Origin of the sequence: Novosphingobium gossypii (assembly GCF_050433305.1) — a bacterium.
In the GTDB taxonomy this organism is placed as follows: Bacteria; Pseudomonadota; Alphaproteobacteria; order Sphingomonadales; family Sphingomonadaceae; genus Novosphingobium; species Novosphingobium gossypii.
The window spans coordinates 51,017-64,738 of sequence record NZ_JBNPXM010000008.1; the positions used below are offsets into that span (position 1 = coordinate 51,017).

Annotated in this window: 14 protein-coding genes; 6 read left to right on the forward strand and 8 right to left on the reverse strand. The window is 67.4% G+C overall.

Annotation, left to right across the window (positions count from 1 at the left end):
- Positions 1 to 15 precede the first annotated feature (15 nt).
- The gene (locus GGR40_RS15050; protein WP_429277073.1) at positions 16 to 1,395 is read left to right on the forward strand and encodes an L-serine ammonia-lyase; all 1,380 of its coding nucleotides are present in this window, start codon (positions 16 to 18) and stop codon (positions 1,393 to 1,395) included.
- 22 nt (positions 1,396 to 1,417) lie between these two features.
- Here GGR40_RS15050 and GGR40_RS15055 read toward each other — a convergent pair whose 3' ends face one another.
- From GGR40_RS15055 to GGR40_RS15075, 5 genes are all read right to left on the reverse strand, one after another.
- Complete coding sequence (locus tag GGR40_RS15055; RefSeq protein ID WP_429277074.1) at positions 1,418 to 2,266, reverse strand: TauD/TfdA dioxygenase family protein; 849 nt, start codon at positions 2,264 to 2,266, stop codon at positions 1,418 to 1,420.
- Positions 2,251 to 3,618 (reverse strand): amidohydrolase family protein, encoded by a 1,368-nt coding sequence (locus GGR40_RS15060; protein ID WP_429277075.1) that lies wholly within the window; start codon positions 3,616 to 3,618, stop codon positions 2,251 to 2,253. Before GGR40_RS15060 ends, GGR40_RS15055 begins: the two co-directional genes overlap by 16 nt.
- 160 nt (positions 3,619 to 3,778) lie before the next feature.
- Positions 3,779 to 5,182, reverse strand: coding sequence for an AtzE family amidohydrolase (locus GGR40_RS15065; RefSeq protein WP_429277076.1), 1,404 nt, complete (start codon positions 5,180 to 5,182; stop codon positions 3,779 to 3,781).
- A 2-nt stretch (positions 5,183 to 5,184) separates the two neighbouring features.
- Positions 5,185 to 5,415: a hypothetical protein gene (locus tag GGR40_RS15070; protein WP_429277077.1), complete on the reverse strand. Its 231-nt coding sequence runs from the start codon at positions 5,413 to 5,415 to the stop codon at positions 5,185 to 5,187.
- Between the two features lie 71 nt (positions 5,416 to 5,486).
- A complete protein-coding gene (locus GGR40_RS15075) occupies positions 5,487 to 6,326 on the reverse strand; it encodes a DODA-type extradiol aromatic ring-opening family dioxygenase (RefSeq protein ID WP_429277078.1) in 840 nt (279 codons plus the stop codon).
- A 198-nt stretch (positions 6,327 to 6,524) separates the two neighbouring features.
- On the opposite strand from GGR40_RS15075, the gene GGR40_RS15080 reads away from it, so the two are divergent.
- Together GGR40_RS15080 and GGR40_RS15085 are read left to right on the forward strand one after the other, a co-directional pair.
- A complete protein-coding gene (locus tag GGR40_RS15080; protein WP_429277079.1) occupies positions 6,525 to 7,793 on the forward strand; it encodes an MFS transporter in 1,269 nt (422 codons plus the stop codon).
- Positions 7,794 to 7,853: 60 nt separating this feature from the next.
- Positions 7,854 to 8,438 (forward strand): uracil-DNA glycosylase family protein, encoded by a 585-nt coding sequence (locus GGR40_RS15085; RefSeq protein WP_429277080.1) that lies wholly within the window; start codon positions 7,854 to 7,856, stop codon positions 8,436 to 8,438.
- 11 nt (positions 8,439 to 8,449) lie between these two features.
- Here the strand turns inward: GGR40_RS15085 and GGR40_RS15090 are convergent, their stop codons facing one another.
- From GGR40_RS15090 to GGR40_RS15100, 3 genes are all read right to left on the reverse strand, one after another.
- Complete coding sequence (locus GGR40_RS15090; RefSeq protein WP_429277081.1) at positions 8,450 to 9,295, reverse strand: MipA/OmpV family protein; 846 nt, start codon at positions 9,293 to 9,295, stop codon at positions 8,450 to 8,452.
- Between the two features lie 75 nt (positions 9,296 to 9,370).
- Entirely contained in the window at positions 9,371 to 9,925 is a 555-nt protein-coding gene (locus GGR40_RS15095) for a DUF2585 domain-containing protein (protein ID WP_429277216.1), read from the reverse strand.
- 38 nt (positions 9,926 to 9,963) lie between these two features.
- Positions 9,964 to 10,536 (reverse strand): GNAT family N-acetyltransferase, encoded by a 573-nt coding sequence (locus GGR40_RS15100; protein ID WP_429277082.1) that lies wholly within the window; start codon positions 10,534 to 10,536, stop codon positions 9,964 to 9,966.
- Between the two features lie 50 nt (positions 10,537 to 10,586).
- Here GGR40_RS15100 and crtY point away from each other — a divergent pair, with 50 nt between their 5' ends.
- Genes crtY through GGR40_RS15115 form a run of 3 tightly spaced genes read left to right on the forward strand, consistent with a single transcriptional unit; the run spans position 10,587 to position 13,722 of the window.
- Entirely contained in the window at positions 10,587 to 11,798 is a 1,212-nt protein-coding gene (crtY, locus tag GGR40_RS15105; protein WP_429277083.1) for a lycopene beta-cyclase CrtY, read from the forward strand.
- Positions 11,795 to 13,273: a phytoene desaturase gene (locus tag GGR40_RS15110; protein WP_429277084.1), complete on the forward strand. Its 1,479-nt coding sequence runs from the start codon at positions 11,795 to 11,797 to the stop codon at positions 13,271 to 13,273. Before crtY ends, GGR40_RS15110 begins: the two co-directional genes overlap by 4 nt.
- Entirely contained in the window at positions 13,270 to 13,722 is a 453-nt protein-coding gene (locus GGR40_RS15115) for a hypothetical protein (protein WP_429277085.1), read from the forward strand. The genes GGR40_RS15110 and GGR40_RS15115 overlap by 4 nt, the downstream gene beginning before the upstream one ends.

Sequence of the window (13,722 nt, forward strand, 5' to 3'; positions counted from 1 at the left end):
ATGCACGGGAAATCCATGATTTCCGCGCTCGATCTCTTCCGCATCGGCCTTGGCCCGTCCAGTTCGCATACCGTCGGTCCCATGCGGATCGCCGCGCGGTTCCTGCAGGGGATCGAGGAAGGGGGCCAGCTGAGCGCCGTAGCGCGGGTGCTGGTAGAGCTGCAGGGCTCGCTGGCTCTGACCGGCGAAGGGCACGGCACGCCTGACGCCTGCCTGATGGGCCTGATCGGCCTTGCGCCCGAGACCGTCGATCCCGAGGCCGCCCATGCCGCTGCCGCGCAAGTGCGCGCCACGTCGCGCATCGCGCTGCTGGGCCGGCACCACATCGCCTTCGACCCCGCGCGCGATCTGGTGCTGGACTTCGACCATATCCCCGACCTTCACCCCAACGGCATGGTGCTGACCGCCTTAGACGCGGACGGCGCGGTGATTGCGCGGGCCGAATATTTCTCGACCGGCGGGGGGTTCTTCTCCAGCCGCCACCAGCTGGAACAGCCCGCCGCCGACGATCAGGTGGTGCTGGGCCCACCGGTGGCGCATCCGTTCGGCTCCGGCGCGCAGCTTCTGGAAGTATGCGCGGCCAGCGGCCTCGACATCGCCGGGGTGATGCTGGCCAACGAAGCCGCCCGCCGACCCGAAGCGGAGACGCTGGCGGGCCTCGACACCATCGCCGCCGCGATGAACCAGTGCATCGACCGGGGCCTTTCGCGTGAAGGTCTGCTGCCCGGCGCGCTCAAGGTGCGGCGGCGCGCGCGGGCGATCCACCAGAACCTGATCGCCCGCCCGCAGGACAACCAGGCCGAGACGCTGATGGACTGGCTGAACCTCTATGCCATGGCGGTGAACGAGGAGAACGCCAGCGGTGGCCGCGTGGTCACCGCACCCACCAACGGGGCGGCGGGCATCATCCCCTCGCTGCTGCGCCAGTATTGCAGCGACGGCAACAGCGCGGTCCCGGTCAAGGCACGGCGATACCTGCTGACTGCCGCCGGGATCGGCCTGCTCTACAAGCAGCGCGCCTCCATCTCGGGCGCGGAAATGGGTTGCCAGGGCGAAGTGGGCGTCGCCTGTTCGATGGCGGCGGCGGGGCTGGCGGCGGTCTGGGGCGGCACGCCCGAGCAGGTCTGCGCAGCGGCGGAGATAGGCATGGAGCACAACCTTGGCCTCACCTGCGATCCGGTGGGCGGGCTGGTGCAGATCCCTTGCATCGAACGCAACGCCATCGCCGCAGTCAAGGCCGTGAACGCGGCCAAGCTGGCGCTCCATTCGGGCGAAACCCCGCGCGTCTCGCTCGATCAGGTGATCGAGACGATGCGCCAGACCGGCATGGACATGTCGAGCAAGTACAAGGAAACCAGCCAGGGCGGCCTTGCCATTAACGTGGTGGCGTGCTGACCCGGCCAGAGCGCCGTGCCTTTCAGAACGGCGCGTCGCCCAGGATCTGCACGCGGTAGCCCGATCGTACCTGCGGGAAATAGTCCCAGATCGCCGAATGCTGCGTGCAGCGGTTGTCCCAGAAAGCGATCGAGTGCGGCGCCCATGAGAAGCGGCACTGGAACAGCGGCTGCTTGATGTGGTCGAACAGGTACGCCAGCAGCGCTTCGCTCTCGGCCTCCGGGATGCCTTCGATGCGCGTGGTGTAGCTCTTGCTGACGTAGATGCCCTTGCGGCCCGACGTGGGATGCGTGCGGATCACCGGATGGCTGGAACGCGGCAGGACCATGCCCTCGGGCGTGATGCCGCCAAAGCCGAGCACCGCGTCATGGACCGCCGTCAGCCCTTCAAGATGCGCCTTCATCCGGTCCGACAGCGCATCGTAGGCGGCGTACATGTTGGCGAACGCGGTGTCCCCGCCATAAGGCGGCACCGTGTGCAGGTAGAGCACCGAGCCCAGCGGCGGCTCCGGATCGCAGCTCATGTCGGAATGCCAGTGCTCGCCTGCAACGAAGGTGGAATCCCCGTCGGCGTGCATCACCGTGATCTCGGGATGGCCGGGCGCCTGCCACGGCTTCGTGCTGGGCGCGATGTGGATGCCGCCAAAGTAGTTGGCGAAGCGCTTGTGGTCCTCGTGCCCGATCGGCTGGTCGCGAAAGAAGATCACCAGCCTGTCTTCCAGCGCGCGGTGCAGTTCCTCGACCTCAAGGTTGGAAAGCGGCCTGGTCAGGTCCACGCCCGAGATCACCCCGCCCATGCCGGGGGTAAGCGGGGTCACCGTGATCGCCGAATAGTCCGTCATGCCTGTTCCCTCATCTAGATTATCGGCCATTCGCTGACCAGCGGCAGGCCGGAGCGGGCAAGGATCGCCTCTGCCATCGCTTGCCCCTCGGCCTGCAGCGCCCCCTCGTCGATCAGGGTGCAGCGATGGTTGGCGACCACGCGCACCCCGTCCACCCAGACCGAATGCACCCCGCGCCCGTCCGCAGAGGCGACGAGCTGCTCCACCGGATTGGTCAGCGGCACCCATTCGGGACGGCGGATGTCGTGCGCCACGAAGTCGGCCTTCATGCCCGGCGCCAGTGCCCCCACGGTGCCCTCCAGCCCCATGACTTTCGCGCCGTTCAGCGTCGCCATCTCCAGCGCCCGGTGCGCAGGGAACAGCGAACGGTCCTCCCGCGCGTCACGGAACAGCGAGGCCATCAGCGACAGGACGCGCATCATGTCGTGGTTGTCCGCCCCGTCGGTGCCCAGCGCGATGTTCACCCCCGCCGCCGCCATTTCCGGGAACAGGCCGTGGCGGGTGACGCCATAGCCGCTGCGTAGTGCCGCGTCGGGGCAATGCGTGACATGGGTGCCGCTTCGCGCGACGAGGTCCGCCTCTGCCGCATCGACATGGACCATGTGAACGAGGTTGAGGTGCGGCCCCAGCACGCCAAGATCGGCGAAATGCGCCACCGGGCGCTTGCCGGTCTGCGCGAGATACCATGCCGCATCGCCGCCGACGGGGCTAAGATGCGCCGAAATCCGCGTGCCGGTACGGCGCGCCAGATCGGCGGTGCGCTGCCACAAGGCATCGGTGGCTGTCATGTGGCCGATCAGGATGGGCCACGCAGCGATGCGGCGGCCGTCCTGCGGGTAGGCGGCCAGATCGCGCTCCAGCGCGGCGAAGGCGTCGCGGGTCAGCGCCTGCGCATCGGCGGCGGGATCCCAGGCGCGGTCCTCGGTCCAGCGTCCGGCGCGCGCGCGGATGCCGGTGCCCGCGATCGCGGCCATCACTTCGTCGAAGGCGATGATCGTGCCCGCCTCTATGAAGCTGGTGGTGCCGGTGCGCAGCATCGCCGCGATCGCCAGCTTCGCCGCCACCGCCTGCTCCGCCGGGGAATGGCCCTTGTAGAGCGGGATCACCCACTTGCCCAAAATGTCGTCGAACGGCAGGTCGCCGGGCACGAAGCCACGGATCAGCGTCTCGGTGATGTGGACGTGGGCATTGACGAAGCCGGGCGTCAGCAGGAACCCGCCGCCGTCGATCACCTTGCCGGCCTCGATCCCGGCGAGGTCGGCGGCCTTGCCCACGGCAACGATGGCATCCCCGGCAAAGGCCAGCGCGCCGTCCCGAATGACGCGACGCTGCGCGTCCATCGTGATCAGCGTGGCACCGGTGATGAGGGTATTTGCCTGCATGGGTTCACCCTAGCCTACGGGGTGAAACGGGCTTGAGCCAGCGCGGCAGTTTTTTTGACCATGCCGTCGTCCCGGACTTGATCCGGGACCGCTGGCAATGACCAGCCGAGGTCACTGCGCACCTGCAAGCCCGCGCCTAAAGACAGCCAGCGGTCCCGGATCAAGTCCGGGACGACGGGATTCCATTCGGCACAGCCGGCACCGCGCACAGCCCCTTGTCGATCAACTGGCGGGCGGCGCGCAGCAGCAGCGGTTCGTGGCCGGCGGCGGCGATCAGCTGGATACCCAGCGGCATCGCGAAGTCGCCCGCCAGCGGCAGCACCAGCGCAGGCAGGCCCATCAGGCTGATCGGCTGCGTGTAGATGCCGAGGTGGCTGCGGGCCGGGACGGGCTTGCCGTCGAACGTTATCACCGGATCGGCGATGGTTGGCGCAAAGCCCGGCGCGGCAGGGGTGAACAGAACGTCGGCCAGTTCGAACTGGCGGCGCAGATGGGCCTGAATCCAGCTGCGAAAGCGCTGGGCCGCCAGATAATCGTCGCTGGGCAGCAGCAGGCCCGCCAGCAGGCGGTCGCGCACCGGCGGCTCGAACTGGTCGGGGTCCGCCTCCAGCGCCGGGCGATGCAGGCTGGCCCCTTCCGCGGCGATGATGACCGAGGCGGCGGCGCGTGCGATCTCGGAAAGGGGAAGCTCGAAGCTGATGCGGCCCAGCCGGTTCCAGAACGCATCGAGCGGCCCGCGCATCTCCTGCGCGATGTTGTCGTCGAACCAGCTCATCAGGCGACCGAACGCGATCTCGCCGCGCAGGGGTTCCTGCCGTTCGGGCGCCCCTTCGCGCAGGATCGTGCGGACTAGCGCGACGTCGTCCAGATCGCGGCCCAGAATGCCCACCACGTCGAGGCTTTCGACGAAAGGATACATCCCCTGCCGCGGGAGATCGCCATATGTGGGCTTGAGGCCGATCACGCCGGTCAGGCCTGCGGGCACGCGCAGCGACCCGTTGGTGTCGAACGCCAGGCTGACGGGCACGACACCGGTGGCGACGGCGACCGCCGATCCGCCCGCCGCGCCGCCCGCCACGCGCGCGGGGTCATGCGGGTTGCGGGTGGTGCCGTAACCCGCGTTCATGGTGACGAAGCCGTAGCCGAATTCGTCCATGTTCTGGGTGCCGATCAACACCGCCCCCGCCGCTTCGAGCAGAGCGATGGCCCGCGCATCGCGACTGGCGAAGGCAGCGCCGCGCCGGGTGCGCGATCCGGCGGTGGTGATTTCGCCCGCCACGTCGAACAGGTCCGCCGCGCCGAACGGCACGCCTGCCAGCGGGCCGGGGTCCAGCCCTGCCTCCACCAGCTTGTCCACTGCCGCCGCACGGGCCAGCGCCCGGCGGTTCAGCAGGCGAGTGAAGCCGCTGTGTTCGCTGCCCAGCGCCTCTGCGCGGTCAAGCGCGCGGGTGGCGAGGCTGACGGCGCTCACCTGCCCGCTGCGGACCTGCGCGGCAATGGCGATAGCAGCCTGGGGGGCGGCCTGAGAAGCGGCGGCCTGAGGAGCAGAGGGGGAATGCTCCACCGTCACGCCTCGAACCGCATGGCGCTGGCGCTGCGCGGGTCGAGCGCGAAGGCGCGCAGCGTGGCGACATGGTCCTGTAGCACGATCAGGTTGGACAGCACGCCCGCCACGCCATCGTCCGAAGGGGTGATCCCGGCCTCGGCCATGCGCGTGCGGACGCTGTCCTCCGTCGGGCGGGCCGACTTGGCCCGCACGGACTGTTCGGAAGGGGAATGGGCGTTTGCTTCGGACACCGGCTTCAACTCCCTCGTGCTCAGTTCACGAGGTCACCCTTACAGGCTTGCCGGTAAGCGGCAAGCACCGTTCACCCGAAGCGGTAGGCCGAAATGTCCGCCATCATCACGTTGTCGCCGAACACCCTGCTGCCTGCGGAGTCGCCACCCGCGCCCGCCGCCACCATCAGCGGCAATAGATGCTCCTCGCGCGGATGGGAGAGGCGGCCTGCAGGGGCCTCGTCCCAGTTCGACAGCTGCGCCTCGCGCGTGGCGGGTTCCGCCTCGACGGCGTCGGTCAGCCACTGGTCGAACACTGCCGACGGGCGCGTCGCCGCCGGGGTGCGGAAGCCGCGCATATTGTGATAGCTCATGCCCGATCCCACGATCAGCACGCCTTCGTCGCGCAGCGCGGCCAGCGCCCTGCCCGCAGCGATGTGCTCTGCCGGGTCAAGATCCGCCTTGAGCGACAGCGGGACCACCGGGATCGTCGCGTCGGGATCGATCAGCAGGAAAGGCACGAAGACGCCATGGTCGAACCCGCGCGACGGATCAGTGCGCGCGGGCAAGCCCGCCGCGCTCAGCAGTTCCACCACCCGTTCGGCCAGCCGGGGTGATCCGGGCGCGGGGTACTTCAGTTCGTAGGTATGCGGTGGGAAGCCGTAATAATCGTAGATCATCCCCGGCTCGTCGGCGGTGGAGGCAGTGAAAGCCGGCTCCTCCCAGTGGCCCGAGATGACGACGATGCCCTTCGGCCTTTCCGGCAGCGTCGATACCAGAGCGCGCAGCCACGCCTCGGTCCGGTCCCATGTGTCGGCCGGGCCGCCCATCACAGACCAGTCCATGAAGAAGCAGGGGCCGCCACCATGCGGGATGAAGAATGTCGGCATCCGGGTGGAAGAGGCTGTGATCTGAGCCGTCTGAGCATTCATTCTGACAAATCGTCCCTGTTGATCGCGAAGCGGTTTTGGCCCGGCAAAGGCGCTGTGTGCAAAGTCGTGCCGGGCGCGCATCGGCGCAAGTGGGCAGACTTGACGCGGCGCGAAGGAATAGTTGCAGCCCTGCCATAAACGCTTGGGATCTGCGCCGGGCAGGGATCTACTCAGGGCATGGGAACAGGAGACTGCTTCATGCCGCCAGCCGCTACGGGCGCGTCCACGCGACTTGTTATCGCTGCAACGTCCGGAAACCTCGTGTGTGTCACCGCCGCTGTGATGGCGACCTTTGGGACGTTCCTCGTGCCGCTGTCGCAGGATCTGGGGTGGTCGCGCGCAGCGGTGTCGGGCGTGCTGGGCCTGATCGCGGTAGTGGCGGCGACGAGCTACCCGCTGATCGGGCGCACGATGGACCGCTTCGGCGCGCGACCGCTGATCATCGGCGGCAACGTGGTGCTGGCGGTGCTGGTCGCCAGTCTGGCGCTGACCGGCCCTTCGCTGTTCTACCTCCAGTTCGGGCTGATCGGGCTGGCTGGCGCCTTCTGCGCCTCGCCCATGATCGCCAAGGTCGTGTCGAACTGGTTCGACGAGCGGCGCGGGCTGATGCTGGGGATCACCGCCGGGGTCGGCAACGGCGTGGGCGCGACGATGATGCCGGTGATCGCGGGCGTGCTGCTGCCACTGGTCGGCTGGCGGGCGACGTATGCGGTGATCGGCGGGATCGTGCTGCTGGTGGGGCTGCCGGTGATGCTGGCATGGCTTCACGATACCCCTGGCCACGTCTCACGCAGGAGGGACGAGCCGGAACGGGAGTTCGAGGGAATGACCCTGCGCGAAGCCGCCGGTACCGCGCGCTTCTGGCTGCTGCTGATCGCCGTGGCGAGCGGGGCGGGCGGCATGACAGCGGTGTTCACCCATGTCGTGCCGATGATGACGGATCGGGGTTTCGGGCTGGGGCAGGCGACCGGCGTGGTCGCCACGTTCGCCCTCGTCACTGCCGTGTGGCAGGTGGCGACCGGGGCGATGCTCGACCGGCTGCGCACGCCACTGCTGGTGGTGCCGATGTACGCGGCGGCGATGGGCGGGCTGGCGCTCCTCCAATTCGGCAACGGCAGCATGGCCATGACGGCGGCGGGCGTGATGCTGGGCGTCGGCATGGGCGCGGAGTATGGGGCGCTGTCCTACTTTTGCTCACGCTATTTCGGGCTGAAGCACTTCGGGTCGATCAATTCGGTGCTCTATGCGGCGGTGATCCTGGCACAGGGACTGACCCCCGCCGCGATGGACCTGAGCTATGGCGCGACCGGTTCTTACGACCAGGCGTCGATCGCGATCATCGTCACGCTGGGTGCCGGTATGGCGCTGCTGTTCTTCCTGCCGGGCATAGGTGCGGATGGTCGTACCCGCGAACGCCGCCCCGCAGCGCCGGGGCCCGTCGTCGAGCTATCGCTTGCAACCGGCTGATGAGCAGAGGGGGGTGGCGCGAACTTGCACTGCCTGGGGGTCGACGCCATCTGACAGGGGATGAGCGATACCCTCGATGATCTGCTGACGGAAATCCGCGCCTGCCGCGTGTGCGAAAAGGCGCTGGGCTTCACCCCCCGCCCGCTGGTCGCCGCGCGCCGTTCTGCCCGGCTGCTGATCATTGGACAGGCTCCCAGCAGCCGGGGACAGTCCGGCGGCGTGGTGTGGGAAGACGACAGCGGCGACCGCCTGCGCGGCTGGCTGGCGCTGGAGCGCGACGTCTTCCACGATGCCGACCTGATTGCCCATATGCCAACCGGCTTCTGCTATCCGGGCCGGGCCAGCGGCGGAGACAAGCCGCCGCGCCCCGAATGCGCACCGCGCTGGCATAACCGGATGCTGGCGGAACTGCCCGATCTGCGGCTGACGCTGCTGATCGGGCGGCACGCCCAGAGGCGCTACCTGCCCGATCATGCCGGGGACACGCTGGTGGACACGATGCGCCAGTGGCGGGCGATGCCGCCGGGGCTGTTTCCCCTGCCGCACCCTGCTTGGCGCAGCCGTATGTTCATGGCGAAGCACCCCTGGTTCGAGGCCGAAGTGCTGCCCGATCTTCGCCGCCGGATCGCCGAAGCCTTGGCTTAGGAAGCGCTGCCCTAGAACGTGTAGGCGATGCCTGCGCCGACCACCCACTGGTTCGCGTCACCGCGTATGGAAGTGAACGGCGTGCGCTTGCCGTCGTTCAGCATGCGCGAATAGTTGGCGACGCCGAACACCGAGAACCCGCCGTCACGCAGATCGCCCGACAGGTCGTAGGCCATCAGGACCGAGGTGTTGACGCTGTCCCAGCCGCCCTTCGCCCCATAGACAGGGAGGCCGCTGGCAATGCTCTGCCCCGGAGTGACCGAGTAGTAATAGCGTGCGAAATCGTCGTCGACATGCCGCGCGCTGACCACCACGGTGGTGACCAAGGCCGGACTGAGCGGGGTCATGTAGCTGACTGCCGGCGACCAGATCATGCCCTTGTACGCACCGTTGACGTCCCACTTCACGTCGGCGGACACCGTAAGCGAATCGTAATCGTGCAACACGCGGTACTTGGTTACACCCGCCGTCACGCCGACTTCGATGGCCGGATCGAGCTTGCCCGCGGCGCGTACCACTTCGTCCCTGACCCGGCGCGCGCGGTTGAACGATACCGTCGCCACCGGACCAAGCGAGAAGCCGATGCCTGATTCCTTGTTGTCGGGGATGAAGTCCAGCGCCACGCCCGCCACGCGCGGATTGATGTCCACGCCCTTAAAACGACCGCGCACCAGCGGCACAGGCGACAGCACATAATCGTCCGAACCGCGATAGCTTGGCACGTAGACCGCGCCCACGCCGACGGTCAGGTTGTCACCGTCGAGAACGCTTTGCTCGGTGGCACCCTGGGCGATCGCGGGCATCGAAAACAGCACCGAACCGGAAGCGGCAATCTGGAAAAGCAGACGTGAACGCATGGTAGTCCCCTGAATGTATTTGGGGGACCAACGCTTTTTTGCGCGCACGGTTGCCTGCCCTTGTTGCAGGACCATTCAACCGGCGCCCTGCCATTCTCGAATCGAATCGATCGGGTGGACGAGCATCAGGACATTGAGCGTCAGGTTGTCACGGATGGCAAACAGCGTGACCGCCTCGAAAAGCAGGGCAAGCGCCACGCTGACCCTGGCGGGAATGCGGGCGGCGGCAAGGAACCCCACAGCCATCCAGCCCACGTCGCTGATGGAATTGAGGATGCTGTCCCCGCTGTAGCCGTAGCTGATCGTCACCGCCCGATAGCGTTCGATGATCAGGGGTGAGTTTTCCAGAAGCTCCCAGCCGCCCTCGACTGCTACGGCCAATGGCAGCGCACATTGTGCCGACACCACGCGCCGCAGCGGCGTATGACGCCAGAGTAGGTGCGCAAGACCGTAGAAGATCAGACCGTGGATGACGTGGCTGAAGCTGTACCAGTCCGCCACCTGCTGGCTGTTCTGGTCCGACTGCACGTCCCCCGCCCAGAACCGGACGATACCGCAGGGGCAGATCGGCGGGCGACCCATTGCAAGCTCGACGAGCAGAAGAGCCGCGCCGAGCCCGATTGCCAGCATCACGGCCCGGCGGTGCGGCCACAGACGGCTCTTCGCGGTCAGGATGCGAACCGGCTTTCAGGCAGGGTCTCGCTCCCTTCCCCCAGGCTGCGCTGCATCAGGAAGACGTCGATCCACTGGCCATGCTTCCACCCTGCCGCCGTCAGCGTGCCCACGGGCAGGAAGCCGGCGCGGGCGTGGAGCACCACCGAGGCCGGTTCCGATGCCGCGATGACGGCAAAGGCCTGCCGGAACCCGCGCCTTTCGCACTCTGCCACCAAACCCTGCAGCAGCGCGCTGCCGATGCCTCGGTTCAGGCTGTCGCAGCTGACGTAGATCGTCGTCTCCACGCTGTAGCGATAGCCGATGCGCGGCCCGTAACGCTGCGCAAAGCCATAGCCGAGCACGCGCCCGTCCAAATCATCCCGCATTACAAGGAAGGGATAGCCCTGCGCCAACTGCTCGCGCATGCGCCGCTCCACCTCCACCTCGTCGGGCGGGTCGGTTTCGAAGGTTGCGCTGCTTTCCAGCACATAGTGCGCGTAAATCGCGGTTATTGCGGCCACATCCCCCGATGTGGCGTCACAAATCGTGAGTTGCCCTGTCATCGTCACGAACATGGAGTAAACCATGAGGCCTGCCAAGTTGCAGCAATCGTTCGCAGACCCTAAACAGCGCCACGATGGACCAAAAACCCGGCAATACGATCCATTTCGACCTGGCGATACTCGGCGGCGGCTTAGCCGGCGGGTTGATCGCCCTCGCCTTCGCGGCACGGCGCCCTTCGCTGAGGATCGGCGTGTTCGAGCGGGGCGAGCGGTTGGGCGGCCACCACGTCTGGTCGTTCTTCGCCAGCGACCTGCCCGTCGGGGGCGAGGAACTGGTGGCGCCCATAGTGGCGGCGCGCTGGGACGGGTACGAAGTGCGGTTCCCCGGCATGAGCCGCGACCTGTCGACGCCCTACCGCAGCGCCACCGGCGAAAAGCTGGACGCCGCCGTGCGCGCCGCGCTTCCGCCCGACTGCGTGATCTGCGGTGCGGATGTGGTGCAGGCGGACCTCACCTGCGTCACTCTGGCCGACGGTCGACGCTTCACTGCCGGCGCGGTGATCGACGCACGCGGCAACGCCGGCCTGCCGCACATGATGGGCGGCTGGCAGAAGTTCGTCGGCCGGATGCTGCGCCTGTCTGCCCCGCACGAGCTGACCCGCCCGGTGGTGATGGACGCCACGGTGGCGCAGCTGGACGGCTACCGCTTCGTCTATTGCCTTCCGTTTTCCGACACCGAGGTCTTCGTCGAGGACACCTATTACTCGGACACCCCGGACATCGACCTGCCGCTCCTGCGCGACCGGATCGCCAACTATGCCGCCGCTGCGGGCTGGCAGGTGGAGAGTGTCCTGTACGAGGAAACCGGCGTCCTTCCGGTCATCGCAGCGGGCGATTTCGCTGCGTTCTGGCGTGAAGGCCCCGCCCTGCCCCGCGCCGGAACCCGTGCGGCGCTGTGCCATCCGCTAACGTCTTACTCGATTCCCGATGCGGTTAGATTCGCTCTGGACCTGACCACCCTCGACAATCTCTCCGGGGACGCCCTATTGAGGGTCAGTCATGACACGGCCGCACACCACTGGCGCCACGCGCGCTTCTATCGCATGTTGAGCCGTATGCTGTTCGGCGCCGCCGACGGGCCTGAGCGCTGGCGCATGCTGGCACGGTTCTACACCCTTCCCGAAGCACTGATAGAGCGGTTCTATGCCGGGCGCTCCACCGCGCTCGACATGGCGCGGGTTCTGGCAGGCAGGCCGCCGGTTCCGGTGGGCGCGGCGCTGGCCAGCCTGACCGGCGGTGGGCGACCGCTGGCAGACCTTGGCGCCATCGGAGGCATGAAGCGATGAAGCGGGTCTGCATCATCGGCGCCGGGTTCGGCGGCCTTTCCCTTGCCATCCGCCTGCAGAGCGCCGGCATCGCCACCACGCTGGTCGAAGCGCGCGACAAGGTGGGCGGCCGCGCCTATTCGTGGCAGCGCGAAGGCTTCACCTTCGACGCCGGACCCACCGTGGTGACCGACCCGGACTGCCTTCGCGAACTGTGGAAGCTGTCCGGTAACGACATCGCCGACGACGTTTCGCTGATGCCGGTCATGCCGTTCTACCGCCTCAACTGGACTGACGGCGTGACGTTCGACTATTCGAACGACGAGGGAGAGCTGCGCCGCGAGATCGCCCGCGTCGCCCCCAACGACCTGTCCGGCTACGAGGAGTTCGAGCGCTACGCCGCCGGGGTCTGGCAAGAAGGTTACGTCAAGCTGGGGCACGAAGCGTTCCTCGACTTTTCCAGCATGGTCAAGGCCGCCCCCGCGCTGGCCCGCTACCAGGCGTGGCGCTCGGTCTATTCAATGGTCTCGCACTATGTGAAGGACGAGCACCTGCGCCAGGCGCTGTCGTTCCACACGCTGCTGGTCGGCGGCAACCCGATGAAGACCAGCTCGATCTACGCCCTGATCCACAAGCTGGAAAAGGACGGCGGCGTCTGGTGGACCAAAGGCGGCACCAACAAGCTGGCGCAGGGCATGGCCAACCTGTTCGAAAGGCTGGGCGGAACGCTGCGGGTGGGCGACAAGGTGGCCCGCGTCCACACCATCGGCGATCAGGTGACCGAAGTGGAATGCGCCAGCGGCTGGCGCGAACGGTTCGACGCGGTCGCCTCCAATGGCGATCTCATGCACACCTACGCCACCCTGCTGGGCGATACGCCGCGCGGTGAACAGATGGCAAAGTCCTTGGCGAAGAAGCGCTTTTCGCCCAGCCTGTTCGTGGTGCACTTCGGGCTGGAAGGCACCTGGCCGGGCATTCCGCACCACACCATCCTGTTCGGCCCGCGCTACAAGGGCCTGCTGGACGACATCTTCGAGCATGGCGTGCTGCCGCGCGACTTCTCGATCTATCTGCACCATCCGACCGTCACCGACCCCTCGATGGCGCCGCCGGGCAAGAGCACGTTCTATGCGCTGGTGCCCGTCGCCCACATGGGCAAGCTGCCGATCGACTGGGCGGAAGTCGGGCCGGAACTGGAACGGCGCGTCATCGCCGAAGTGGGCCGGCGCCTGATCCCCGACATCGAGGACCGCATCGTCACCCGCTTCCACTATGCGCCGCCCGATTTCGAGGCGGACCTTGGCGCGTGGCAGGGCAATGCCTTCAGCCTTGAGCCGATCCTGACGCAGAGCGCGTTCTTCCGCGGGCACAACCGCGACGACAAGCTGAAGAACCTCTACCTTGTCGGCGCCGGCACGCATCCGGGCGCGGGCATCCCCGGCGTCGTCGGCAGCGCCAAGGCCACCGCCAAGCTGATGCTGGAAGACCTGCGGTGAGCACGCTTGAAGAGGGTCGGCAGGTCCACGCGCTCAACGCGGCGTGGAGCTGGAGCGGCGTACGGTTCGCGCAGGTCGTCGCGCATAGCCTGATGGGCCACATGCTGGTCGTCGATGATGCAGGCGCCTTCCACTACGTCGATCCCGATCTGGGCGAAGTCACCCGCCTCGGCACCGAAGCGGAGGCGCAGGCCCACATGGCGCGCGACGAAACGAAGGCGATCTGGCGCGCCGACGCTCTTGTCGATGCAGCGACAATGCGGCTAGGGCCACCTGCGATGGGCGAGGTCTACAGCCTCACCCCCGAGGCGCTGGTCGCCGGGGATTATGCCCACGAAAATCTGGTGCGGGTCGATCTGGTCCGCCTCATCCACATCACGGGCGAAATCGCCCGCCAGACGCGCGATCTTCCGGACGGCGCGCTGGTCAACGTCAAGGTAGTCGACTGA

Coding starts and splice junctions, on each gene's coding strand:
- GGR40_RS15050 (WP_429277073.1), top strand. CDS start 16: ATGATTTCCGCGCTCGATCTCTTCCGCATCGGCCTTGGCCCGTCCAGT.
- GGR40_RS15055 (WP_429277074.1), bottom strand. CDS start 2,266: ATGGCCGATAATCTAGATGAGGGAACAGGCATGACGGACTATTCGGCG.
- GGR40_RS15060 (WP_429277075.1), bottom strand. CDS start 3,618: ATGCAGGCAAATACCCTCATCACCGGTGCCACGCTGATCACGATGGAC.
- GGR40_RS15075 (WP_429277078.1), bottom strand. CDS start 6,326: ATGAATGCTCAGACGGCTCAGATCACAGCCTCTTCCACCCGGATGCCG.
- GGR40_RS15080 (WP_429277079.1), top strand. CDS start 6,525: ATGCCGCCAGCCGCTACGGGCGCGTCCACGCGACTTGTTATCGCTGCA.
- GGR40_RS15085 (WP_429277080.1), top strand. CDS start 7,854: ATGAGCGATACCCTCGATGATCTGCTGACGGAAATCCGCGCCTGCCGC.
- GGR40_RS15090 (WP_429277081.1), bottom strand. CDS start 9,295: ATGCGTTCACGTCTGCTTTTCCAGATTGCCGCTTCCGGTTCGGTGCTG.
- GGR40_RS15095 (WP_429277216.1), bottom strand. CDS start 9,925: ATGCTGGCAATCGGGCTCGGCGCGGCTCTTCTGCTCGTCGAGCTTGCA.
- GGR40_RS15100 (WP_429277082.1), bottom strand. CDS start 10,536: ATGGTTTACTCCATGTTCGTGACGATGACAGGGCAACTCACGATTTGT.
- crtY (WP_429277083.1), top strand. CDS start 10,587: ATGGACCAAAAACCCGGCAATACGATCCATTTCGACCTGGCGATACTC.
- GGR40_RS15110 (WP_429277084.1), top strand. CDS start 11,795: ATGAAGCGGGTCTGCATCATCGGCGCCGGGTTCGGCGGCCTTTCCCTT.